Here is a 24222-nt window from a genome sequence, read left to right on the forward strand (position 1 = left end):
CCGTCATTCTGGCCTTAAGCCGGAATCCAGCCAGCCCAAGTCCTTGGGCTGAAAAGACCCTTCTAGCCGCGCATCACCCCGCCATTGCTTCCTCATACTCGCTGGAAAGCAGCAGCCATTGCTCCTCCGCGTCGGAAAGTTTGCTGGCGGCCTCACCGCGCTCTTTGACTTTCTGCGCGGCTTTGGCGGGGGCTTTTTCATATAGCGCCGGGTCGGCAAGTTCCGTGTCGAGCGACTGAATCAGTTTCTCAAGCTTCGCCGTCAGGGATTCGATTTCGTTGATCTTTTTCTTGAGCGGCGCAAGCTGGGCGCGCTTTTCCGCATTTGCCTTGCGTTGATCGGCTTTGGAAGCCTGATCGGCAACGGCGTCGGTCTTGTCTTCCTTCTTCTTACCGGAGGAAACGACGAGATCGCGATATTCCTCCATGTCGCCTTCGAAGGTCTTGACCGTGCCGTCAGCCACCAGCCACAGCCGATCCACTGTCGCCTCGATGAGATGGCGGTCGTGCGAGATGAGGATGACCGCGCCGCTGTAATCGTTCAGCGCCTCGATCAGCGCCCTGCGGCTGTCGATATCGAGATGGTTGGTCGGTTCGTCGAGGATGAGAAGGTTCGGCGCATGGAAGGCCGCAAGTCCCATCAGAAGCCGGGCCTTTTCGCCACCGGAAAGATCCTTTGCCGCCGTCGCCATCTTTTCGGTTGCGAGACCCATCTGTGCCACGCGGGAGCGCACCTGCGCCTCCGGGGCCAGCGGCATCAGCTTGCGCACATGTTCGACCGGCGTTTCATCCGGCACGAGATCATCGAGCTGGTGCTGCGCGAAGAAACCGATCTTGAGGCCAGGGGCGACGCGAAGATCGCCCGCCTGCGGCGCAAGCCGGCCGGAGATGAATTTCGCGAAGGTGGATTTGCCGTTGCCGTTGGAGCCGAGCAGCGCAATGCGGTCGTCATTGTCGATCCTGAGATTGAGCTGCTTCAGAATGGATTTGCCCGGCTCGTAACCCACAGCCCCGCCATTGATGGCGACGATGGGCGAGGCGGGCTGCTTTTCCGGCTCCGGGAAGGTAATCGGCTGGACGTGATCCTCGATCACGGCGGCGACGGTGCCCATGCGCTCCAGCGCCTTGATGCGGCTCTGCGCCTGCCGCGCCTTGGTGGCCTTGGCGCGGAAACGGTCGATGAAGCTTTGCAGGTGCTTGCGTGCGGCATCGTTCTTCGCCTTCGCCTTCATCTGCAATTCGTCGGCCTCGGCCTTCTGCCGCTCGAATTGGTCGTAACCGCCGCGATAGAAGGTCAGCTTCTTCTGGTCCAGATGCACGATGGAGTTGACGGCATTGTTGAGAAGATCGCGGTCGTGGCTGATGATGATGACGGTATGCGGATACCGCCGGATATAGTCCTCCAGCCAGAGCGTGCCTTCGAGGTCGAGATAGTTGGTCGGCTCATCGAGCAGCAGCAGATCGGGTTCGGCAAACAGCACGGAGGCGAGCGCCACGCGCATGCGCCAGCCGCCGGAGAAGGAGGAGGCCGGGCGAAGCTGCGCTTCGTGATCGAAACCGAGACCGGCAAGAATGCTGGAGGCGCGCGCTTCCGCCGAATGGGCGTCGATATCGACGAGCCGCATCTGGATTTCCGCGATACGGTGCGGATCGGTTGCGGTTTCCGCCTCGGCCAAAAGCGCGCTGCGCTCCCTGTCGGCCGAAAGCACGATGGAAATCAGCGATTCCTCGGTGCCTGGGGCTTCCTGTGCCACCTGACCGATGCGCGCCTGTTTCGGGATTGTCACCGAACCGCTTTCCGCCGAGAAATCACCGGTGATGACCCGGAACAGGGTGGATTTGCCGGCGCCGTTGCGGCCAACAAGGCCCGCCTTCACACCGGCGGGAAGCGTCACGCTGGCATGGTCGAGAAGCAGACGCCCGGCGATACGGGCGGAAAGATCGGTAATCGTAATCATGGCGCCGTTTTGGCCGAACTGTTTGGCCAAGGCAAGAGCGCCCGCGCCACATCGGGCGAGATTAAACTGTCAATCGCCGAGCTGCGCCAGATAGCTGCTGCGGCTATGCTGCGCCACCTCCCGCGAATAACCGACGACGCAGTTGCGGGTGCCGCAGCGGGCCGAAAGCAGAGCGAGTTCGGCATGGCTGAAAAATTCGGCGGGCGTTGCGGTTCCATCCACCGCAGCGACGCCGATTGAAACGGTCAGATGTTCGCCGTCTCCTTCCTGCGTCACGAAACGCAGCGCCTCCACACTTTGCCGCAACCGCTCGGCAATGGCCTCGGCCGTGTTCTGCGGCACGCCGGCAAACAGGAAGGCGAATTCATCGCCACCGATACGGGCGACGAAATCGTCCTTCTTGATGGTTTTGCGAAACAGGGCGGCAAGCCTTCTGAGCGCCTTGTTGCCGGCGGCGGAGCCGTATTTGCCGTTGATTTCCCGGAAATGGTCGATATCCAGCAGCGCGAGCGTGGTGGCGGAGGCGGCGCGGTCCTTTGAAAACAGGCCGCCGAGTTTTTCAAGAAAGGCAGCCCGGTTGGGAAGCGCGGTTAGCGCATCGCGCAGCGAGGCGGCCTGAAGCTCCCCCCGGTTTCTTTCAACCTCGCGGATTTTCACCAACCCCATGGCGATGAAATGCCGAAGGCTCGTCTGTTCTTCGTGGATATCGCCCAGCAAATCGACGAAGCGCTCCGTTGCGGGCGGCTCGCCATCTTCATCCTGCTCAAGGCTGGCCAGGAAAGTCTCGGTACGCTGAAGGCTTGCATCCAGCCGCGCGGAAATCTGCGTCAGTGTATCGAAGGCCTCGCTTGCCATCTGTTCGGCTTCGATGCGCGAAAAGCCGGGCAGATTGTGCCGCTGGCCGATGAGGTCGATTTCATGCTGCTGCGGCGCATTGCCGAGCGCGAGAATGTCACGGCCCATGGCCGGATTGTGTCCGGACAATATTTCATAGATCAATTCATAATTGCGCGGCAAAGGTGCAATGTTCATCTTGGCGATGAACTGCGTGATCTTGGTAACGACAAGAGCGCTTCTTGCCTGTTCGCGTTTTTTATCGCCCGCCGATGTCGTCACTGACAGCCCCAATAGCAATGGATTATTATGAATGGACCGGCGATAACCGATTGTTGAACGGCGTTATTCTTACAAGCGACGGTTTAAAATAGAATAAATCCACAAAGAATTTTGCTGTCACGAAGCATGAATTCCGCGTTGTGGAAGGCGGGTGTGCCCGAAGCGTACCTTGATCGATAATATGACAAATCCTGATTTGATTTCGGGCGGCGACCGTTTTTATATCGCTCCATCGATGTTGCAGAAGAGGGGCAGCCCATGACGACTTCCAGAACGCTCTATTCGCTATGCGGAAGCGATACTTCCCGGCCATTTTCTCCCCATTGCTGGAAAACCGTGCTTTCGCTGGCGCATAAGGGGCTGGATTTCGAGGAGCGGCCTTTACCCTTCACGGTGATCCCGACGGTGGAGGACGGGTTTTCGAAGACCGTGCCGATCCTGCGCGACGGCGATGAACTGGTGAGCGACAGTTTCGAAATCGCGCTTTATCTGGATGAAGCCTACCCGGAGCGCCCGTCGCTGTTCAACGGCGAGGGCGGCAAGGCCATGGCCCGTTTCGTCGAAAGCTGGTCGCAGACGGTGCTTCACCCGGCCATCGTGCGCATTGCCGTGCTCGATATCCACAATATGCTGGACGAGCCGGATCGCCGTTATTTCCGCGACAGCCGCACGAAAGCGCTCGGTCGTCCGCTCGAGGATGTGGTGGCGAACCGCGAGGCGGAAATCGCAGCCTTTCCGGCATTGCTTGCGCCGATCCGGCGTATGCTGAGCTTCCAGCCTTTCATCGGCGGCACATCGCCGCTTTTTGCGGATTACATCGTGTTCGGTGCGCTGCAATGGGCGCGGATTACCACCGGGGCGGATTTGTTCGCCGATAACGACCCCGTGCGGGACTGGTTCGAAGGCTGCCTCGATCTCTACGATGCGAGAGGCCGCAGTGTGACAGCGGCGTGAAATGTCTGGCATGATCGCCGCAATCTCGTCGATCCCCCTTGTTTTCGGGCCTTTGGGCGGGTAAAGACCGCCCACTTTCTCTGAAGGAAAAGGAAACGGACATATGGCGATTGAACGCACATTTTCGATGATCAAGCCGGACGCAACCAAGCGTAACCTGACGGGCGCGATCACCAAGGTATTTGAAGACAACGGCCTGCGCGTCGTCGCCTCCAAGCGCGTCTGGATGAGCAAGCGCGAAGCCGAAGGCTTCTACGCCGTTCACAAAGAGCGTCCCTTCTTCGGCGAACTCGTTGAAGGCATGACTTCCGGCCCGACCATCGTTCAGGTTCTGGAAGGCGAAAACGCCATCCTCAAGAACCGCGAAATCATGGGTGCCACCAACCCGGCCCAGGCCGCGGAAGGCACCATCCGCAAGACCTTCGCGCTCTCCATCGGCGAAAACTCCGTTCACGGCTCCGACGCCCCGGAAACCGCCGCACAGGAAATCGCCTACTGGTTCGCCGAAACCGAAATCGTCGGCTGATTCAAAATCTCAACGGCTTGAATCGCTGTTGCAGGCGATTGTGTGAAGCCGCTGAAAAGACTCGAAGAAACGGAGCCGAAAGGCTCCGTTTTTTTTGTTTTGGAGCGCTGCCTGCAAGACGGTGCGTTTCTGCGGAGACCTCACTTCATACTCCGTCACCCCGGACTGGATCCGGGGTCCAGCGCGATCAAGTCCTTGATCGCAAAGACTCTTACGCCACGCAGACGCGCGGCTGCTGGATGCCGGGTCAAGCCCGGCATGACGGAAGAGAGGTTTGCCACCCCCTACAGAGAACTGAGCCTAAGGCTGCAATTTTTTGTTAGGACGCCGGACACCCCTGAGCCGGCCGCATATCCGTCGTGCCATCCGGTTTGAACACCTCCGGATTGGGCGTATAAAGCGGGCCGACCACCAGCGGCTTGGCGGGAAGAAGCGACTGGTCGGTGTCGGAGCGGATCGTGGTTTCGATGGTCTGGAGAATGTCGCCTTCCGGCCCCTTGATGCGGATGGTGACCTTATAGGGCCGGTCCTGCTTCACACATTCCACCGGTGGGCTCTGAACCGTGATCTTTTCATCTTTCGGGAAAATCTTCTCGCGGCTGGTGAGGTCTGGACCGCCGCGCGGGTTTTCGAACGTCGCTTCCACCGTGCTGCCATCGCGAACGGGCGCGATGCGCTGGAGGGTCACCAGATAGGTGGCGATGGCGACGCGATAGTTGAAAACGAACATCCGGCCGGAAACCTTCGCCACTTCGCGCGGTTCGTCCCGCTGGCAGCCGGAAAGAGCGAGCATCCCCGCAATCGCAAGCAAGGGAAGGGCAATTCTTCTCATGATCGCACGTCCTTCTTCCGGTGATAGTGCCGGCTGGCTTTCTGCCGGTTGCCGCACACCGCCATATCGCACCAGATACGACTTCTGTTCTTGCTGCGGTCGATGAAAAGCCAGCCGCAATTGCCGCAGATCCGCAGCCGTTCCCGTGTCTCACCGGCAAGGAGCGAGAGGGCGGAATGGGCGGTGGCGTTGCCGAGGCTTTCGGCAAGCGGAAACGTCCGCAGCGCCGTGCCGCAGGCGAAGAGAAGCCCGGCCAGCCTGCCGTCGCCATCGTCGCCGCCGGTAATGGCGGCGCGGAAATAATCGTCGACAGCCTCGCGAAGATCGAGAAAAACCGCCTGCTTTTCCGCCTCGGGCGCAATGAGCATGGGAAACCTGTCACGTTCAGCACCGAGCCTTGTAGCCGCTTCGGCAAAGGCCGCGATCTGCGCCGGCACGGCAAAACGGTCGACTGATTTTGCCGCATCCGAGCGCAGGATCACGCTATTGGCGACATCCAGCGCCAATGCGCCGCCTGCGAAACGATGTTCTGTCCAGCGAAAGGTCATGCCGCACATTATAACTGTCAAAATAGGTTTTAACAGTTATAATCACGGCGGGAGGACGCGCTTGGCCTATTTCCTGCAACAATTGCTGAATGCCGTGCCGGTCGCCTCACTCTATGCGGTTCTGGCCTTTGGTTATGCCATCGCCTTTTCGGTCACCAAACGCGCCGATGTCACCTATGGCGCCATATTCGCCTTTGCCGGCCAGACCTGCCTGTTATTTGCCGATTTCGGCTGGAACCGGCTGTGGCTGGTTCTGCCGGCAACATTGGCGTTCGGGGCAGGGGCGGGCCTGTTCGGTGGGCTGTGGGCGGCGGGTTTTGTCGGCAGGGCGGTGATGCGGCCGCTGGCGAAAGCCTCTCCCAATGCCGTGACCGTCGCCTCCGTCGGCGTGCTGATCGCGCTGACCGAAAGCGCGAGGCTGGCCGCCGACACAAGGCAATTATGGCTGCCGCCGCTTTTATCTCAGCCGGTGCGCTTCTGGGCCGATGGCGGCTTTGCCGTGACCCTGACGCCGATGCAGATGCTGAACACGGCGGCCTTCTGCCTGCTCATTCTCGCAGGGTCGTTTTATCTTGGCCGTTCCGCTTTCGGCAGGCGCTGGAAGGCGGTCTCGGACGATGCTCTCGCCGCCGCTTTATGCGGGGTGAATGCGGGCCGGATATTTCTCGTCTCCTATTGTGCGGCGGGCCTCGTCGCCGCCATCGCCGGCGTGCTGGCCACATTCTATTACGGCACCATGGATTTCGGGGCCGGTCTGGTCTTTGGGCTGAAGGTGGTGCTGATTTCGGCGGCGGGCGGTTATGCCAGTCCGCTCATCTGCGGCCTTGGGGCCGCCGCCGTCGGCTTTGCGGAAACTTTCTGGGTCGGTTACGGACCGGCCGCCTGGCGCGATGCGGTGGTTCTGGCGATGCTGGTCGGCTGGCTGATTGTCATGCGAAGCAGAGTGGAAGCGCCCTGAGTCTGGCCCCTAGAGCGCTTTCGCGTTTCTTCGAATCGCGAAAGCGCTCTAACTCTTTGTTTCGTCGCATTTCCGGACGGAAAACCGGGCTCCACTTTTCCTGGAAATGCTCTATCGCCACTTGTCCTTCGCCGTGTCATCGGTCGTCTTCGCCGCAACCCAGTCGCCCGCCGAGCCATCCTTGCCATGTTCCTTTTTCCAGAACGGCGCGGATGTTTTCAGGTAGTCCATCACGAAATTGGCGCCATCGAAGGCGGCCTGTCGATGCGATGAAGCTACGATGACGAGGACGATATTTTCGCCGGCGGCGATCTTGCCGTGGCGGTGGATGGCGGTGAGGCCGAGAAGGCCGAAACGCTCCATGGCAAGTTTGGCGATGCGAGTTATTTCCGCCTCCGCCATGCCGGGATAGTGTTCAAGCTCCAGCGCCGCAAGCGTGCCGCCATCATCCCGGCAGAGCCCGGTGAAGGCCACGACCGCGCCGATGCTCCTGTCAGCTTCCGTCAGCCGACGGGTTTCTTCCGCAGCGTCGAAATCCTCTGCCTGCACGCGGACCGTTGGCTGCATCCGCTCATCCCCCCGTCATCGGCGGGAAGATGCCGATCTCGCGCGCGCCGACGATGCTTTCATCATGCTCGACATGTTCCTGATTGACGGCGACGCGGATCACGTTGGGGAATTCGAAGGCGGCTTCGTAATTCTCGCCGCGTGTCGCAAGCCAGGCGATCAGCTCACCGGCGGTGGTGACGGAGGAGGGGATGTCCAGCTCTTCTTCGTCCGTGCCGATCTTCTCGCGAACCCAGGCGAAATAAACGATCCGTGTCATCAGTCTTCGTCCACGATGTGCTTCAGGCCGGCCTTGAAGTAATCATAGCCGGTATACATGGTCAGCGCCGCCGCGATCCACAGCAGGGTAATGCCCATTTCGGTCGTGTAGGGCAGAACCTTGTCGCCCGCAGGACCCGCGAGCAGGAAGGCGATGGCGACCATCTGGATGGTGGTCTTCCATTTGGCGATGCGGGTGACGGGAACGCTCACCTTCAGCGCCGCCAGATATTCGCGCAGGCCCGAGACCAGAATTTCGCGGCAGAGAATGGTGATGGCCGCCCAGAGCGACCAGCCGGCAATGGTGCCATCCGCCGCCATCAGAAGCAGGACGGAGGCGACCAGCAGCTTGTCGGCGATCGGGTCCAGCATGCGGCCGATATTCGACGTCTGGTTCCAGATGCGCGCGAGATAACCATCGAGGAAATCGGTCAGCGAGGCGATGATGAACAGCCACAATGCCGTCCAGCGCGCGAAATCCGAGCTTTCCAGTTTCCCTTCGATGAAAAAGCACAAAACGATGACAGGAACCGCGAGGATGCGGCCATAGGTGAGTAGGTTGGGAATGCTGTATGCGCGCGAAGCCATGGGAAACCTGTCAGTCTAAGATTAGCTGCCTTGATGCCGCTGCCAGGGCATAGCGTCAACATGTGATTATGTTTTTTTAGCAGTTCGCCACGACGGCGCGGCATCAATCGCCGCCGCTCTCGTGGAAGTGATTGTAGATTTGCCGCGCAACCGTCTCCGAAATGCCGCTGACAGCCATCAGATCGTTGAGGCCGGCGCGGGATACCGCCTTGGCCGTGCCGAAATGCTGCAGCAGGGAGCGCTTGCGGCCCGGACCGATTCCCGAGATTTCGTCGAGCGGATTGCGCACCATTTCCTTCTTGCGCCGCGCCCGGTGCGAGCCGATGGCGAAGCGGTGCGCTTCGTCGCGCATGCGCTGAATGAAATAGAGCACGGGATCGCGCGGCGGCAGCGAAAAATCGCTGCGCCCATCCGCAAAGAAGCGTTCGCGGCCCGCCTCGCGGTCCACGCCCTTGGCGACACCGATGGCGGTCACACAGTCGCGAATGCCGAGTTCGTCGAGAATGGCCCGTACCGCCGTCATCTGGCCCTGACCGCCATCGATCAGGATCACATCGGGCCAGGCGGGGAAGGGCATATCGGCGGCTTCCTCCGGCGTCGGCGTCTGCGTCTGCCCACGGTCGGGCTTTCCCTCCTCCTTCAACAGACGCGAGAAGCGACGGGTCATCACCTCGCGCATCATGCCGAAGTCGTCACCGGGGGTGATGTCGGTCGATTTGATGTTGAACTTGCGGTACTGGTTCTTCACGAAACCTTCCGGCCCCGCCACCACCATGCCGCCCACGGCATTGGTGCCCATGATATGGGAGTTATCGTAAATCTCGATCCGGCGCGGCACATAGGAAAGACCGAAGGTTTCCGCAAAACCTTTCAGCAGCCGCGCCTGAGACGAGGTTTCCGCCAGCTTGCGGCCATGCGCCTCGCGGGCATTGGCAAGCACATGGTCGGTGATGTCCTTCTTCTCGCCGCGCTGCGGCACGCTGATTGTCACCTTGTGCCCGGCCTTTTCGCCGAGTGCTGCGGCCAGCAGTTCCTGCTCCTCCACCGTTTCGGAAAGCAGTATTTGCTTCGGCACCGGCTTGTCGTCGTAAAACTGCGCCAGGAATGCATTGAGGATTTCCGAACCGGGCAGGGAAGGGTCGGCCTTGGGGAAATAGGCGCGGTTGCCCCAGTTCTGGCCGGTGCGGAAAAAGAACACCTGAATGCAGGAGATGCCGCCTTCATGGTGGATGGCGAAGACATCCGCTTCCTCAATGCCGGCTGGGTTAATGCCCTGATGGCTCTGGACATGCGAAAGTGCGGCCAGCCGGTCGCGATAGACCGCGGCGCGCTCGAAATCGAGGTCCTCGGCCGCCTCGTTCATCTGCCGCGCAATCGCGGTCTTGACGCTCTGGCTCTTGCCGGACAGGAAATCCTTGGCTTCCTTGACGAGTTCTTCATACCCCTGATCGCTGATCTCATGCGTGCAGGGGCCGGAACAGCGCTTGATCTGGTAAAGAAGACAGGGACGCGTGCGGGTTTCGAACACGCTGTCGGTGCAGGTGCGGATCAAAAAGGCGCGTTGCAACGAATTGATCGTGCGCCCGACCGCGCCGGCCGAAGCAAAGGGGCCGAAATAATCGCCCTTGCGCGCCCGCGCTCCACGGTGTTTGAAAATCGCCGGCGCGCGGTTGTCTGCGGTAATGAGAATATAGGGAAAGGACTTGTCGTCGCGCAAAAGCACATTAAAGCGCGGCCGCAAGCGCTTGATGAGATTCGCTTCCAGCAGAAGCGCCTCTGTTTCCGTGCGGGTGGTGACGAATTCCATATGGGCGGTCAGCCGCACCATCTGGGCAATGCGGTTGGAATGCACGCGGCCCTGCGCGTAATTGCCGACACGCTTCTTCAGCGAGCGCGCCTTGCCGACATAAAGAACGTCGTTCGCCTCGTTGAACATGCGATAGACGCCCGGCGCATTCGGCAGGTGTTTGACGAATTCGCCGATCAGATCCATGCCCTTCAGGCCGGATTCGTTCTTCCAGCCCGCATTCCAGTCCATGCCGGCAACGTCGCTCGATGCCTCGGCCGCATCGGTCGCGGCAAGGTTTGCATCGTCGTCTTCGTCGTCGGTTTCATCGAAGAGAATACCGCCATCAGGCAGCTTCTTTCCGTTCATTCATTTATCTCCGCCACGTCAGGGGTTTCCCAGCCAAGATGCTGGCCGCCGTCGAGCGCGATCATTTGTCCGGTGACCGACGGCGTGTCGAAAAGAAAGCGAATCGTCCGCCCGAACTCGTCCGGTGCGGGACCACGCTTTAATATAAGGCCGTCGATCTGCGCCTGAAAGTCCTCGGGCGCCTGTCTTTCGCTTTTGAAGGTGGGACCCGGCCCGATGGCGTTGACCCGCACACGCGGCGCAAAGCTCTGCGCCATCGTCCGCGTGGCCGTCCAGAGTGCCGATTTCGAAAGCGTATAGGAATAAAACCGTGGCGTGAGCGCAAGCACACGCTGGTCGATGATATTGACGATCAGCCCGGATTTATCGGCGGACAGTTGCTCGACAAAGGCGGCGGCGATGAGGGAGGGCGCCCGCACATGCACGGCGAAATGTGCGTCGAAAATCGCCGGATCGGGCTTGTCCGCCGAGTCGTCGAGAAAAACCGACGCATTGTTGATAACGACGCCGATAGGCCCCAGTGCTGACGCAGCCTGTTCGATGAGCCCCGAAGCAGGGCCGGATTGTGTCAGATCCGCCTGAACGGCAACGGCTTTGCCACCTTTTTGCCTTATTTCGTTAGCGAATTCCTCGGCGCTGGCCATGGATGCATTGGCATGGACGGCGATGGCGAAGCCATGGGCGGCCAGATCGGTGGCGATCGCTCGCCCGAGCCGGCGGGCGGCTCCCGTTATCAAGACTGTCTTTTGTATATTTTCTTTCACGGCTGACCTGCATTTGCTCATATCCGTCCTATTTGCTGGATATAAATGCAAATCGCAAGCTGTCCATCGGCCCCAAAAGAATTGGGCGATTTTTTATTCACAATGCAATTTCGGTTTAATTTGAATATAACTAAGTTTAAAGACGATCTATTGCTGGTTAGGCTTCTGTTAGGGTTAATAAACCCCTTGTGGCAATTAGGCAACGTCTAATTCTAGTCACGTCGCTGCCCCAAACAATTCACATTTTGGCTCTTTGATCTCCGCATTCTCCTATCAAATTCAGTTTCCAGAGGGGCGATTAACCCGACGAGTTTACACCGCGTCTGAGAACAATAGTTTTGAGTACAGAGCGGTCCTGAAAGGAGAATAGCATGCGTATTTTCGTAGCAACCCTTATGGCTTCGACCATGGCAGCCGCCGGCTTTTCGGCTGCTCACGCCGCTGACGCCGTAAATGAAGTGCCGCAGGCACCGGTTTCCTACGACCAGCCCGCGCCGGTCAAGGATTGGTCCGGTGCCTACCTCGGTGGTACGGTCAACTACGATTGGGGCCGTTTCAGCTCCAGCAACGACGGTCGTGACGCCAAGGGCGCTGGCGGCGGTCTCTACGGCGGTTACAACTGGCAGAACGGCCAGCTGGTTTACGGTGCGGAAGCCGACGTCAACCTCGGTGACGAGCGCGGTTCTGCCGGTACGGTTGCCGGTAACGCCATCGAAGGCAAGCAGGGCGTCAACGGTTCGCTGCGTGGCCGCGTCGGTTACGACATGAACCCGTTCCTGCTCTACGGTACGGCCGGTCTTGCTGTCTCCGACAACAAGGTACGTGACGCGACCTCCAAGGACAGCGCCACCGCCCTCGGTTATACCGTCGGTGCCGGTGTAGAAGCCATGGTGACCGACAACATCACCGCCCGTCTGGAATATCGCTACAGCGATTACCAGAAGAAGGACTACGGTCTCGACTCCGGCGCGTTCTCGCGTGGTTTCGACGATCACTCCGTCAAGGCCGGTATCGGCGTCAAGTTCTGATCCCTCAAGGATCGCTATTGGAAAAGCCGGGGTTTTCGCCCCGGCTTTTTTGTTTTTCGGTCTCAAGCGTCGGGATGAATGCCCGGCCTTCCAGGCGTCCTTCTGCATCCGCCTCAGGCGGCGGCCTTCATTTCCGCATAGGCTTCGAAACGCTTGCCGAAGGTTTCCGGCCAGCCGGCCAGCGCATCGCGCCCTTCGGCCCATTCGCCGGCGAAACGCAGGTCGAGATAACCGATCATCGCGGCAAGGGCGAAATGGCCGCCATGCAGCTTCTTGCCGGTTTTCGGCAGGTTGGTGTTGAGATAATCAAGCCCGCGGACCACCTTGCTCCACTGCTTGTCGATCCATGGCTGGTGGATCTTGTCTTCCGGGCGAAAACGACGCTCGTAAACGATGGCGAGCAGGCAATCCATGATGCCGTCACACAGCGCTTCGAGAATTTCCACATCCGTGCGCTTGCCGTTCTTTTTCGGGTAGAGCTTGCCGCCCGAAAGACGGTCGAGATAATGCATGATCGCCACGCTGTCATAGACCGAGCCGCCTTCATCCAGAAGCAGGACCGGAATCTTGCCGAGCGGATTGTTGTCCATCAGCGTTGCGGGCTCGGCACTGGTATCGACACGCATGGAGGTAATGTCGATGCCGAGATGGCGCGCGGCCATACGTACCTTGGCGGAGTAGGGGGAGGCGGGCGAGTAGAGCAGTTCCATGGTCGGGTCCTGTGGGTTGTCGTCTGGGGACTGGAATAGTCAGTAAAACTGCATAGCGGTTTTATGTCTGGAAAATGTGTAAGAGAGCGCAACAGGGAACATTCGATGCGCTCTAGCGAATGGGGATGATTTCCGTGGCGTTGGCGCGGCAGCCCTTGCGGTCAAGCTCGGGGCAGTCGCGGAATGTCATGTCCCTGTTGAGGCAGATGCGCACTTCCTCAAGGCGCCTGCCGTCGCAGCTGATGGAGATGCCGCGTTTCGACAGGCCGGGATTGGCGTCGGTGAAGGCGGTTTCTATGGCGTCGGCGGAAAGAGTGGCGGCTTCGGCGCCCGAGGCGATCTTTCCCGGCAGCCGGATGGCTTCGAAGGCGGCGCGTGTCGCCGAGAAATAGTCCCTCTGCGACAGGCCGGAGCAGGAGCCGTGCTTGCGCCACTGGTGGCCGATCAGGCCCATGGAGGGCATGATGTCGAACATGGTGCGGCCGATTGCGTCCGGAACACGGTCGGGCTCGCCGCTTTGGCAGAATTCCGGATAGCCGTTTTCGTTCTGCGGCCAAAGCCCGTGCACCACGAAACCGTAACGCCTGTCGCTGCCGCATTGCTGGCGGTTGCCCGAGCCTTCGGAGCTGGCGCAGAACGCCGGTGACCAGGAGAGCGACAGCACGTAAAAATCGAACCCGTTTCCACGGGGTGCAGGGTTTTTGCCCGTCTCCTGTCGGGAAACGTCGCGCCCTGAAGCGTCCGGCCGGGAGTTGCCGGCGGCCTGCGATTGGGATTGTGTCTGCCGGTTGCCGGCGGGGCTGGTCGGTGCCGGATTTTCCCGCGCGAACCACAATGCGCCGAGCGACAGAAGGCCCAGGGCGATGAAACCGGCATAACGCTTCATTCCGTGTACGTTCTCCGGAAAATGGACGACCTCACATCGCCGGCGGGCGACGATCCGGTCTTACATCAACTTGTGAACGGGGCAAACCGCCAATCTTTGATGAAAAGGTTGAAAGCTTTGCCGCATAACGAATAAAGTCGAACGAATCTTCCGCAAAGACGGAACAGGGCTGGGGTGAGGCTGGAGGAAATAGGCGGGCATGACCGCATGAAATTCAAGAAATATATCTGGCCCGTCGTTGGCTTCGCGACGATCGGTTTTTCCGCATGGTTGCTCTTTCACGAACTGCGCGGCCTGTCGCTCGATGATCTCTGGGACAGTCTGAAAGCCATTCGCGTACGGGACTGGCTGTGTTCGGGCCTTGCAACCCTGCTGGCCTATGCCGCGCTCGCCGGTTACGACCGCATCGCGTTGCAGCATCTTGGCCGCAAAGTGAACTGGTTCTTCATCACGCTCACCTCTTTCACCACCTATGCGCTGTCCCACAATGTCGGGGCCTCGGTATTCTCGGGGGCCGTGGTGCGATATCGGGCCTATACGTCAAAGGGGCTGAGTGTGGCGGAAGTGGGCGTGCTCGTCGGCCTCTGCTCCTTCACCTTCCTCATCGGCACGATCATGCTGATCGGGCTGGTGCTGCTTTACGAGCCTGACATCACCGAACGGTTTACCGGCATTCTGCCCGTCGAAGCCTCCACCACCACAGGCGTGCTGCTGCTCCTTTTCGTCGGCCTTTATATTCTTGGCAGCCTGCTCAGGCTGAAACCCCTAAAAATCGGCTCCTTCGTGCTGCCGTACCCCGCGCCGAAGCTTGTTGCGCAGCAACTCGTCATCGGCCCGATCGAGCTGATCGGCGCGGCGGGCATCATCTATTTCGCGCTGCCGGAAGCCGGAAATCCCGGTTATATGGTCATTCTCGGCATATTTCTGGTTTCCTTCTCGGCGGCGCTCATCTCGCATGCGCCGGGCGGCCTGGGGGTGCTGGAGCTGGTCTTCGTCACCGGCCTGCCGGACATGAACCCGGCGGATGTCATCGCGGCGCTTCTGGTCTTCAGGCTGTTCTACCTCATCATTCCCTTCATCATGGCCCTGTTCGTGATCCTGTTCTTCGAACGGTCACAGCTTGCGCAGGCGCAGAGGCGGGAAGGGCTGAGATAGCCCCTCAATTGTCTTCCGATTTTTCCTCGCCGCGCAGCCAGAAGGCGCGCTGCGAGGCGAACCTGTCCTGCGCCAGCGTTGTCTTCAGGTAGGGCAGCAGCGTGTGCAACTCGTCCTTCAGCGTATAGGGCGGATTGACGATGATGAGGCCGGAGCCGCTCAGGCCATCCAGCCGGTCGCTTCTGACGGAAAGCTCCGCGCACAGCATTTTCGGAATGTCGAAGGATTGCAGCCGCTCGTGGAAGTCCTTGATCGGAGCGCCTTTCTTCAAGGGATACCAGAGGCAATAGGTGCCGGTTGAAAAACGCCGATAGGCCTTGTTCAAACCATCGGCCAGACGCTGATATTCATTCTCAAGCTCGAAAGGCGGATCGACGAGGATGAGGCCGCGCTTTTCCTTCGGTGGCAGATGCGCGCCGAGCGACAGCCAGCCATCCAGCTCGGTGACACGCACCTGGTAGTCCCCCTCGAACAGGCGTGCGAGCGCCCGGCTGTCATCCGGGTGCAGTTCCATGGCCGAAAGCCGGTCCTGCGGGCGAAACAGCATGCGCGCGAGTTTCGGTGAGCCGGGGTAGAATTTCACGCCACCTTCCGGATTGAGTTCCTTCACGGCGTCAAGATAGGGCTCCAGCAGTTCGGCGATGGGGGCGGGCAGATCGGCCTCCATCAGCTTGCCGATACCGGTCTGCCATTCGCCGGTCTTCTGCGCTTCTTCCGAGGTCAGGTCGTAAAGCCCGATGCCGGCATGGGTGTCCAGCACCCGAAAGGCCTTGTCCTTGTTCTGCAGGTAACGCACGAGGCGGGCGAGAACGGCATGTTTGAGGACATCCGCGAAATTGCCGGCGTGATAGATGTGGCGGTAGTTCATGGATGTGTCTCGCTTGCCGTTTATCCGGATGAATGGTCAGGATGAATATTCTTGATGGACGTCACTTCGGCCTTTTTGCCGCATCGTTGATGCAATATACAAAAGACATGAACGTTGCGACCCCGATTTCCGCTGAAAAAGCCGCCCCGAAGTCCGAAGTCCGTATCGGACACACGGTCTGCCCGCATGACTGTCCGAGCGCCTGCGCGCTCGAGGTCGACATCAATGCGGATGGCCGCATCGGCCGCGTGCGCGGGGCTAACGCCAATACGTACACCGCCGGCGTGATCTGCGCCAAGGTGGCGCGTTACTCCGAGCGCATCTATCATCCCGGCCGTCTTCTGACCCCGAAGCGCCGCAAGGGTGCGAAGGGCGCGGGCGACTGGCAGGAGATTTCCTGGGAAGCGGCTTTGGACGAGGTGGCGGACGCTTTCGTCAAGGCCGAAGCGCGGCATGGTACTGAGGCCATCTGGCCCTATTTCTATGCCGGCACCATGGGGCAGGTGCAGCGGGACTCCATTGAGCGCCTGCGCCACGCCAAGAAATATTCCGGCTTCTTCGGTTCGATCTGCACCAACATGGCCTGGACCGGTTATGTGATGGGCACCGGCGCACTGCGCGGCCCTGATCCGCGCGAGATCGCCAAGGCCGATGTCGTCGTCATCTGGGGCACCAATGCGGTCGCCACGCAGGTCAATGTCATGACCCATGCGGTGAAAGCCCGCAAGGAACGCGGCGCGAAGATCGTCGTTGTCGATATCTACGACAATCCGACCATGAAGCAGGCGGATATGCGCATCGTCGTCCGCCCCGGCACGGATGCCGCACTTGCCTGCGCCGTCATGCACATTGCCTTCCGCGACGGTTACGCCGACCGTGATTATATGGCGCGCTTCGCTGACGATCCGGCCGGGCTCGAGGCGCATCTGAAGACGAAAACGCCGCAATGGGCATCCGAAATCACCGGCCTTTCCGTCGATGAGATCGAGGATTTCGCAAGGCTGGTCGGCGCCACCAAGAAGACGTTCTTCCGGCTCGGATATGGTTTTGCCCGCCAGCGCAACGGCGCGGTCGCCATGCATGCGGCGCTTTCCATCGCCACGGTTCTCGGCTCCTGGCAATATGAGGGCGGCGGCGCGTTCCACAACAATGGCGACATCTTCCGGCTCAACAAGGCGGAGCTGATGGGCAGTTCTTACGCCGACCCAGAGGTGCGCCAGCTCGACCAGTCGCAGATCGGCCGTGTGCTGACGGGGAACGCCGAGGCGCTGCGCCACGGCGGCCCGGTGACGGCCTTACTCATCCAGAACACCAATCCCGTCAATGTCGCGCCCGAACAGCGGCTGGTGAAACAGGGTTTCCTGCGCGACGATCTCTTCGTCGCCGTGCATGAGCAGTTCATGACCGAGACGGCCGATGTGGCCGATATCGTGATGCCCGCCACCATGTTCCTCGAACATGACGACATCTACCGCGCCGGTGGCCAGAACCACATTCTGCTTGGGCCCAAACTGGTGGAGCCGCCGGAAACGGTGCGCACCAATCTCTTCGTCATCGAGGAACTGGCAAAACGCCTCGGCGTCGACCATATGCCGGGCTTCGGCCTTTCGGCCCGCGATCATGTCGACCGTATGCTCAAAGTCAGCGGCTGGGGCGATTTCGACACGCTGGCTGAAGAAAAGTGGATCGATGCGCAGCCGTCCTTCGAGGTGGCGCATTATCTCGAAGGATTCGGTTACGGCGATGGCAAATTCCGCTTCAGCCCCGAATGGGCGACTGGACCGTCTCCGAACAAGCCGCCGAAAAATATCGGTGTGATGGGGCCTGTTGCGCAATTTCCGAAATTCCCGGATCAGGTCGACGTCATCGAAACTGTGGACGGTGACCATCCCTTCCGGCTGGCGACATCGCCGGCGCGCAATTTCCTGAACTCCACCTTCGCGGAAACGAAGACCTCCGTGCAGAAGGAAGGCCGTCCGGAATTGATGATCTGTCCCGAAGATGCGAGCGGCAACGGCATCGCCGATGGCGACATCGTCCGCATCGGCAATGCGCGCGGCGAAGTGCGCCTCCATGCGAAAATCGTGGAGGGTGCAAGACCGGGTGTGCTGATCGCCGAAGGGCTGTGGCCAAACATGGCGCATCTGGATGGCGAAGGCATCAATGTGCTGACCGGCGCCGATGCCGTCGCCCCTTATGGCGGTGCGGCTTTTCACGACAACAAGGTGTGGCTCCGCCGCGATGACGAGGCCCGCGAGGCTTGATATTGCGCCGCAACACGGGCAGGCTGAAATCCCACGACAGGCAAGGACATATCCGGTGACACAGACGCAGGCGAAAAACATTCCGGCCGACACGGATGCGGGCAGGATCCGGCTGGTGGAAAAAGAAACCGTCTGGAAGGGCTTCGTGCATATGCAGAAGCTCGTTTTCGACCAGCGCATGCCGGATGGCAAAACCATCCGTATCGTCAGGGAAGTCCACGACCATGGCAGCGCCGCCGCCATTCTCCTTTATGATCCGAAGCGCGACAGCGTGGTGATGGTGCGCCAGTTCCGCCCCGCCGCCTTCGTGAACGGCGATCCAAGCTTCATGATCGAGGTGCCGGCGGGGCTTCTCGACGACGACGACGCGGCCGTCGCCATTCGCCGTGAGGCGATGGAAGAATCCGGCTACGCCGTCGAAAAGGTCGACTATCTGTTCGATATGTATGCCAGCCCCGGCACGCTGACGGAAAAGGTCAGCCTCTTCGTCGCCCGCATCGATCTTGACGTGCAGGCCGGCGGCGGCGGCGGGCTGGAGGAAGAAGGCGAGGATCTGGAGGTTCTGACCTACCGGCTGGATGAAGCCTTCGCGATGATCGCATCGGGTGAAATCACCGATTCCAAGACGATCATTCTGCTGCAATGGGCGATGTTGAATCGCGCCGGACTAGGAAAGTGACGGTCAAGGCCTTCGTAATGGACGCGGTTACTTGCGCCCTAAATTTTTCCATTTAGTGACCTGATCCGCGGTTGCTTGTTTTCGTTGTGCCCGCTCTTTCCTTATCTTGGCGATGAGACTTCGCCGGGCTTGGGAATCAATTGTCTTCACAACACGCACGGCGACCTCCTTTTCAAGTATGAAAAAATTGCAGCTCAGCCTCGCCTATATTTTTACGAGAATGGGAGAGGGAGCTGGCTTAGTCACTGGACTTATTACCACGAATGGCATTGCCTAATCAAAACCTGCCTCTCACACCCATCCCCACGAAAATCGACTGCAAGTCGCCACCGCCGGCATTCTTCTCCGATGACAGGTTGCCTGCGCCTGCGCCGCTATAGTGGGTGTCTCCGCGCCCGAGGCTGGTATAGTCATACGCGCCGTCGAGATAGATCGAGGCATTCTCGGTCAGGTCATAGGCGACGCCGGCCTTCACCCCGAACATGCCGGCGACGTCGAATTTGTCGGTAAAGCGCATGTCGCGCAGCCAGTGATCGTCGGTCGCCTTGCCGTAGACCATGGCGCCGCCTTCGAGGCCCAGATTGAGCGACCAGTTGCCGAACCTCTGGCCGCCCGTCAGGTTGCCGTAGAAGACCGGGATTTGCTGGCGATAGGTGATCCCCTTGAGGCCATCCTTGAATTTGCCCGAGAAATCGCGGGGGGAGAAAACGCTGTAAACGGCGTTGCCGCCATAAGCCGACCATTGAACATCCGTATAACGAAAACCGACGCCGGCGCTGAGATATTGCTGCGGATCGTCCAGCAACATGCGATTGAGTTCGAGGCTTCCCGAAAAATAATGGTCGAGCCGCGTGTCGTCATGCTGGGAACGGTGGCTCCAATTGTCCTTCGAGCTATCTCTGGAAAAAGGCCAAACCCAGTCATAGTCGGTCATATAGCCGTCGCCCTCGAAGCCGACGCGGCCTTCCGCCTTGACGCGCCAGCCGGGCGCAAGTTCAAGCCCGAGCGAGCCGCGCAATGCCATGGCGTTTTTGGTTTCCCATTCCAGTTCACTCAGCTTGCGCCCACCGATATGGACGGTTTCGGTCGCTCGAAGATTGAGAACGCCGGCATCCACTGAGGCTGTAATGCCGCTTTGCTCAGCCGCGACGGGCAGGCTGGCGCCCGCCATCAGGACAACAGAAAGCGGCAGGGAAGATCTCGAAAATGGCATAATCGCTCCTGAATGACCGGAGGGCCCGAAATAAGGGCCGTTGCGGGCATTAAAGATGATTATGGTAAACGATCGGTTTATTTTCCCAAAAATACCATTATGGGTGCTTTTTGTACTTTAGTTATAGCTTTATCAGGAGGCGGAGATGAGGTTTGAATACTCAGTATTACTTTCGTCATCCGTGAAGATCGCCTTGCCGTCTTCCATTCGAACCTTGCCTTCGGCAAGTCGCTTCAGGGTAAGCGGGTAGAGCTGGTGCTCGACTGTCAGTATCCGCGCCGCCAGCGTGTCGGCCGTATCGCCGGAAATGACCGGCACCGCACCCTGCGCGATGGTCGGACCTTCATCCATGCCTTCGGTGACGAAATGCACGGTGCAGCCGGAAATCTTCATGCCGCTGTCAATGGCGCGTTGGTGGGTGTGCAGGCCGGGGAAAAGCGGCAGCAGGGAAGGGTGGATATTGATGATGCGCCCTTCATAGGGAGCAATGAAATCCCCCGATATCAGCCGCATGTAACCGGCGAGACAAATGATATCGGGCGCGATTTCACCAAGTGCGGCCAGAATGGCGCCCTCATGCTCGGCCTTGCTGGCATAGGTCTTGCGCTCGAAGACCAGCGTGGGAATGCCCATGCCCCGTGCCTTTTCCAGCCCGCCCGCAGACGCCTTGTCCGAGATGACGCAGACGATTTCCGCCGGAAAATCCGCCGCCTGACAGGCCTTGGCCAGCGACACCATGTTGGAGCCGCTGCCGGAAATGAAAACGACGACGCGTTTGCGGCCGGACGGGAAGGCGGCGCTCATCATAGGCCGAGAGCGCCCTTGTAGATGGTGCCATGCGCGCCTTCTTCGCGGGCGACCATGCGGCCGAGCGGGAAGACGGTCTCGCCTTCGGCAGTCAGAACCTCGGTGACCTTTTCGGCATTTTCAGCCGAAACGACGACGATCATGCCGACGCCGCAATTGAAGGTGCGCAGCATTTCCTTCGCTTCGACGCCGCCGGTTTTCGCCAGCCACGAGAAGACGGCGGGAACCTTGATCGCGTCGAGATCGATTTCGGCGGCGAGATGCTTGGGCAGAACGCGCGGAATATTCTCCGGGAAACCGCCGCCGGTAATATGCGCCAGCGCCTTCAGCGCGCCGGTCTCGCGGATCGCCTTCAAAAGCGGCTTCACATAGATGCGGGTCGGCGTCAGCAGCGCTTCGCCGAGCTTCTTGCCGTCCGCGAAGGGGGCAGGGGCGCTCCAGTCGAGACCGGAGATCGACACGATCTTGCGCACCAGCGAAAAGCCGTTGGAGTGAACGCCGGAAGAGGAGAGGCCGAGAATGACGTCGCCTTCGGAAATATCGCCGGCCGGCAGAAGCTGGCCGCGTTCGGCCGCACCCACGGCAAAGCCCGCGAGATCGTAATCGCCATCGGAATACATGCCGGGCATTTCAGCGGTTTCGCCGCCGATCAGCGCACAGCCGGATTCGCGGCAGCCGGCGGCAATGCCGGAAACGATGGCCGCACCCTGGTCCGGGTCCAGCTTGCCGGTGGCGAAATAATCGAGGAAGAACAGCGGTTCTGCGCCCTGGACGACGAGATCGTTGACGCACATGGCGACGAGATCGATGCCGACCGTGTCGTGATAGTCAGCGTCGATGGCGATCTTCAGCTTGGTGCCGACGCCGTCATTGGCGGCCACCAGAACCGGATCGGTGAAGCCCGCGGCTTTCAGATCGAACAGGCCGCCGAAGCCGCCGATTTCGCCATCCGCGCCGGGACGCCGCGTCGAACGCACCGCCGGTTTGATCTTTTCGACCATCAGGTTGCCGGCGTCGATATCCACACCTGCATCACTATAGGTAAGACCGTTCTTGCCCGACTGGCTCATGGCTCTCGTCTCCGCTGGTTCCTTTGGCGTCGCCATTCGCACGGGACGGGGCCTGATGCAAGGGTTTGAGTGGCAAAAGCTCCGGTTTTTAACGGCTTTGGCGGGGCTTGCCGGATTGGGTGCTCACGATGGCTGCGACGCGGCGCGACAGACGAGATTGAGCAGGCCGTCATTGGACGTATCGGAATTTTCCTCTATCGGCCGTCCGTTCTCGCCATAACGTGCGGCGATCTCAAAGCCCGCCGCTTCCAGCTGGCGGGTCTGGGCGGCAAGGTCGATGAAATAAAACAGGCCGCTCCAGCGATGCGCCTGATCCGCGAGAATGGCATATTCCGGTGTCCGCCGTGTCGAAGGTTGCAGGCGCAGATAGTTGATCCAGCTTTGCGGATGCAGCGAATTCACCACCTCGCGCGGGTGCCAGGAGCGGCGGTGCAGCGGCATGCCGCCGGCCCGCTTCCATTGCCGGTTATGAAAAGAAAAGATGAAGTACCCGCCCGGTGACAGAATGCTTCGGACGGCATTGATGATGGCAAGCCGGTCCTCATGGTCGAAGGCGCTCAGAATCGCGAGCGCGCCGAGCACGCAATCGAAACGTTCCGCGCCGAACTGGCCGATCGCCCGCACATCCATGTCGAGAAACGTGGCGGTGGGAAAATTGCGCCGCGCCAGCGCAAGCATCGGCTGCGAGCGGTCAATGCCGATATAGTCTCCCACCAGCGGCAGAAGCGGCTTCGTCGTTCGGCCGGTGCCGACGCCGAGGTCAAGCAGCCGCTTGCCCGCATAGGCATGGCGGAACTGGTCGAGAATGATGCGTTCGGCCGGGTAAAGCTGCTGGTTGTCATACCATTCGGCAACTTCGGGATTATCGAAGAGACCGGCATTATATTCCGCGATGCCATTTTCACTGGTGCTCTGCATCGTGCCCCCCGGCCGCCGGACATGAAGGAGCGCCGCTGGCCCGCCCGGCAATATTTGATAGTTGTCTAATATTTACCGTCGGTCAACCTGCCGTTGCGAGGGGTTGGCCGGAAATGAGGGATTTTGCCGCTGTGCGGGCAGTCTCCTTCTGCCCACGCGCGAAAGCGCCGGTCTTGACCATGTGCATATGCGCATCCTATCTCCATCATGGGCGGTGACGGTGCGGCGATAAAGGATGAACGGATGCAACCCCATGTAAGCGGTACGAGCCTGCGCCGGCAGGTGTTTTTCTGGATCGGCGTGCTTGCCGTCTTTGTCCTTTTCCTGATGGTCTTCAGCTCCATTCTCCTGCCTTTCGTGGCGGGCATGGCGCTTGCCTATTTTCTCGACCCGGTTGCCGACTGGCTGGAACGGCGTGGCCTTAGCCGGTTGATGGCCACCGTCGTCATCCTCGTCTCCTTCGTGCTGCTCTTCGCGCTGTCGCTCATCATCATCATTCCGCTGATCGTCGCCCAGGCCTCGGAATTCATCACGCGCATCCCGCAATATATCTCGTCATTGCAGCAGCTGATTGCCGGCGCCGACACCAATCTCCTGCCGGATTGGGTGAGCAGCCAGATCGACGCCGTGAAGGAGAATTTTTCGAAGCTTTTGACCGAAGGCGCGGGTTTCATCGGCACGCTTTTGACGCAGATATGGAATTCCGGCAAATCGCTGGTCGATGTCATGTCGCTGCTGGTCGTCACGCCCGTGGTCGCCTTCTATCTGCTGCTCGACTGGGACCGGATGATCGACAAGGTCGATAGCTGGATACCGCGCGATTATGTCCATACCGTCCGCCAGATCGCCCGCGACATGGACAAGACCATTGCCGGTTTCGTGCGCGGGCAGGGGTCGCTCTGCATCATTCTCGGCGTTTATTACGCCGTCGGCCTGTCGCTGGTGGGTTTGAATTTCGGCCTGCTAATCGGCCTTTTCTCAGGCCTCATCAGCTTCATTCCCTATATCGGCTCCATGGTCGGCCTCATCCTCGCCGTCGGCGTCGCCATCGTGCAGTTCTGGCCGGATTACATCTATGTGTTTCTGACCCTCGTTGTGTTCTTCTCCGGCCAATTCATCGAAGGCAACATCCTGCAGCCGAAGCTCGTCGGCAAAAGCGTCGGCCTGCATCCGGTCTGGCTGATGTTCGCCCTTTTCGCCTTCGGTGCGCTTTTCGGTTTCGTCGGGCTTCTCGTCGCGGTGCCGGCGGCGGCGGCGGTCGGCGTGCTTGTCCGCTTCGCCTTGTCGCGGTATCTTGAAAGCGATCTTTACCACGGGCATGCCGCCAACCTTCCCTGGGACACAAACCCTGCCCTGGAAGAAGGGGAAACGTCCTCCGGCAAGGTTGACTCTCAGAGCTGA

The 24222-nt window shown here is 60.0% G+C and carries 24 protein-coding genes; 8 read left to right on the plus strand and 16 right to left on the minus strand.

The features are described 5' to 3' along the window. Window positions 1-73: 73 nt before the first annotated feature. Window positions 74-1957: an ABC-F family ATP-binding cassette domain-containing protein gene (locus ACQZ60_RS05475; protein WP_448735316.1), complete on the minus strand. Its 1884-nt coding sequence runs from the start codon at window positions 1955-1957 to the stop codon at window positions 74-76. A 69-nt stretch (window positions 1958-2026) separates the two neighbouring features. Further along, a complete protein-coding gene (locus ACQZ60_RS05480; protein ID WP_196379456.1) occupies window positions 2027-3073 on the minus strand; it encodes a GGDEF domain-containing protein in 1047 nt (348 codons plus the stop codon). Window positions 3074-3331: 258 nt separating this feature from the next. On the opposite strand from ACQZ60_RS05480, the gene ACQZ60_RS05485 reads away from it, so the two are divergent. After that, window positions 3332-4027, plus strand: a complete 696-nt coding sequence (locus ACQZ60_RS05485) for a glutathione S-transferase family protein (RefSeq protein ID WP_020813408.1) — start codon at window positions 3332-3334, stop codon at window positions 4025-4027. A gap of 103 nt (window positions 4028-4130) precedes the next feature. After that, entirely contained in the window at window positions 4131-4553 is a 423-nt protein-coding gene (gene ndk / locus ACQZ60_RS05490; RefSeq protein WP_003496769.1) for a nucleoside-diphosphate kinase, read from the plus strand. 319 nt (window positions 4554-4872) lie between these two features. On the opposite strand, the gene ACQZ60_RS05495 is transcribed toward ndk, so the two are convergent. Next, window positions 4873-5385 carry a hypothetical protein gene (locus ACQZ60_RS05495; protein ID WP_020813409.1) on the minus strand — a complete coding sequence of 171 codons (513 nt, stop codon included), beginning with the start codon at window positions 5383-5385 and terminating at the stop codon, window positions 4873-4875. Continuing rightward, complete coding sequence (locus ACQZ60_RS05500; protein WP_448734881.1) at window positions 5382-5942, minus strand: CGNR zinc finger domain-containing protein; 561 nt, start codon at window positions 5940-5942, stop codon at window positions 5382-5384. Before ACQZ60_RS05500 ends, ACQZ60_RS05495 begins: the two co-directional genes overlap by 4 nt. 52 nt (window positions 5943-5994) lie before the next feature. On the opposite strand from ACQZ60_RS05500, the gene ACQZ60_RS05505 reads away from it, so the two are divergent. Continuing rightward, window positions 5995-6891: a branched-chain amino acid ABC transporter permease gene (locus ACQZ60_RS05505; protein WP_020813411.1), complete on the plus strand. Its 897-nt coding sequence runs from the start codon at window positions 5995-5997 to the stop codon at window positions 6889-6891. A gap of 111 nt (window positions 6892-7002) precedes the next feature. Here the strand turns inward: ACQZ60_RS05505 and ACQZ60_RS05510 are convergent, their stop codons facing one another. The 5 genes from ACQZ60_RS05510 to ACQZ60_RS05530 form a co-directional block, all read right to left on the minus strand. Then, the gene (locus ACQZ60_RS05510) at window positions 7003-7458 is read right to left on the minus strand and encodes a molybdenum cofactor biosynthesis protein MoaE (protein ID WP_448734882.1); all 456 of its coding nucleotides are present in this window, start codon (window positions 7456-7458) and stop codon (window positions 7003-7005) included. A gap of 4 nt (window positions 7459-7462) precedes the next feature. Continuing rightward, window positions 7463-7717: a molybdopterin converting factor subunit 1 gene (gene moaD, locus ACQZ60_RS05515; protein ID WP_065654069.1), complete on the minus strand. Its 255-nt coding sequence runs from the start codon at window positions 7715-7717 to the stop codon at window positions 7463-7465. Next, window positions 7717-8304, minus strand: coding sequence for a CDP-diacylglycerol--glycerol-3-phosphate 3-phosphatidyltransferase (gene pgsA, locus ACQZ60_RS05520; protein ID WP_059752461.1), 588 nt, complete (start codon window positions 8302-8304; stop codon window positions 7717-7719). The genes moaD and pgsA overlap by 1 nt, the downstream gene beginning before the upstream one ends. A gap of 103 nt (window positions 8305-8407) precedes the next feature. Beyond that, window positions 8408-10459 carry an excinuclease ABC subunit UvrC gene (gene uvrC, locus ACQZ60_RS05525; protein WP_196377655.1) on the minus strand — a complete coding sequence of 684 codons (2052 nt, stop codon included), beginning with the start codon at window positions 10457-10459 and terminating at the stop codon, window positions 8408-8410. Next, window positions 10456-11244 (minus strand): SDR family oxidoreductase, encoded by a 789-nt coding sequence (locus tag ACQZ60_RS05530; RefSeq protein WP_448734883.1) that lies wholly within the window; start codon window positions 11242-11244, stop codon window positions 10456-10458. The genes uvrC and ACQZ60_RS05530 overlap by 4 nt, the downstream gene beginning before the upstream one ends. 350 nt (window positions 11245-11594) lie before the next feature. Between ACQZ60_RS05530 and ACQZ60_RS05535 the strand changes: the two genes are divergently transcribed. Next, window positions 11595-12251 (plus strand): outer membrane protein, encoded by a 657-nt coding sequence (locus ACQZ60_RS05535; protein WP_448731783.1) that lies wholly within the window; start codon window positions 11595-11597, stop codon window positions 12249-12251. 113 nt (window positions 12252-12364) lie between these two features. Here ACQZ60_RS05535 and ACQZ60_RS05540 read toward each other — a convergent pair whose 3' ends face one another. Beyond that, complete coding sequence (locus ACQZ60_RS05540) at window positions 12365-12961, minus strand: glutathione S-transferase (RefSeq protein WP_448734884.1); 597 nt, start codon at window positions 12959-12961, stop codon at window positions 12365-12367. A 112-nt stretch (window positions 12962-13073) separates the two neighbouring features. Further along, window positions 13074-13847 (minus strand): ribonuclease T2 family protein, encoded by a 774-nt coding sequence (locus ACQZ60_RS05545; protein WP_448734885.1) that lies wholly within the window; start codon window positions 13845-13847, stop codon window positions 13074-13076. A gap of 207 nt (window positions 13848-14054) precedes the next feature. Here ACQZ60_RS05545 and ACQZ60_RS05550 point away from each other — a divergent pair, with 207 nt between their 5' ends. Continuing rightward, window positions 14055-15002 (plus strand): lysylphosphatidylglycerol synthase domain-containing protein, encoded by a 948-nt coding sequence (locus ACQZ60_RS05550; RefSeq protein WP_003520764.1) that lies wholly within the window; start codon window positions 14055-14057, stop codon window positions 15000-15002. Window positions 15003-15006: 4 nt separating this feature from the next. Here the strand turns inward: ACQZ60_RS05550 and ACQZ60_RS05555 are convergent, their stop codons facing one another. Continuing rightward, window positions 15007-15870, minus strand: coding sequence for a 23S rRNA (adenine(2030)-N(6))-methyltransferase RlmJ (locus tag ACQZ60_RS05555; RefSeq protein ID WP_080852312.1), 864 nt, complete (start codon window positions 15868-15870; stop codon window positions 15007-15009). A gap of 41 nt (window positions 15871-15911) precedes the next feature. Between ACQZ60_RS05555 and ACQZ60_RS05560 the strand changes: the two genes are divergently transcribed. Together ACQZ60_RS05560 and ACQZ60_RS05565 are read left to right on the plus strand one after the other, a co-directional pair. After that, complete coding sequence (locus tag ACQZ60_RS05560) at window positions 15912-18134, plus strand: molybdopterin-containing oxidoreductase family protein (protein WP_448734886.1); 2223 nt, start codon at window positions 15912-15914, stop codon at window positions 18132-18134. Window positions 18135-18189: 55 nt separating this feature from the next. Further along, complete coding sequence (locus ACQZ60_RS05565) at window positions 18190-18813, plus strand: NUDIX domain-containing protein (RefSeq protein ID WP_448734887.1); 624 nt, start codon at window positions 18190-18192, stop codon at window positions 18811-18813. A 277-nt stretch (window positions 18814-19090) separates the two neighbouring features. On the opposite strand, the gene ACQZ60_RS05570 is transcribed toward ACQZ60_RS05565, so the two are convergent. From ACQZ60_RS05570 to ACQZ60_RS05585, 4 genes are all read right to left on the minus strand, one after another. Next, window positions 19091-20026 (minus strand): omptin family outer membrane protease, encoded by a 936-nt coding sequence (locus tag ACQZ60_RS05570; protein ID WP_448734888.1) that lies wholly within the window; start codon window positions 20024-20026, stop codon window positions 19091-19093. Between the two features lie 132 nt (window positions 20027-20158). Then, entirely contained in the window at window positions 20159-20833 is a 675-nt protein-coding gene (gene purN, locus ACQZ60_RS05575) for a phosphoribosylglycinamide formyltransferase (protein ID WP_448734889.1), read from the minus strand. Then, window positions 20830-21903, minus strand: coding sequence for a phosphoribosylformylglycinamidine cyclo-ligase (gene purM / locus ACQZ60_RS05580; RefSeq protein WP_078054076.1), 1074 nt, complete (start codon window positions 21901-21903; stop codon window positions 20830-20832). Before purM ends, purN begins: the two co-directional genes overlap by 4 nt. Window positions 21904-22026: 123 nt before the next feature. After that, the gene (locus tag ACQZ60_RS05585; protein WP_448734890.1) at window positions 22027-22821 is read right to left on the minus strand and encodes a class I SAM-dependent DNA methyltransferase; all 795 of its coding nucleotides are present in this window, start codon (window positions 22819-22821) and stop codon (window positions 22027-22029) included. A 243-nt stretch (window positions 22822-23064) separates the two neighbouring features. Here ACQZ60_RS05585 and ACQZ60_RS05590 point away from each other — a divergent pair, with 243 nt between their 5' ends. Next, window positions 23065-24222 carry an AI-2E family transporter gene (locus ACQZ60_RS05590; protein WP_003520774.1) on the plus strand — a complete coding sequence of 386 codons (1158 nt, stop codon included), beginning with the start codon at window positions 23065-23067 and terminating at the stop codon, window positions 24220-24222.

Source organism: Agrobacterium sp. 22-223-1, from assembly GCF_053522385.1.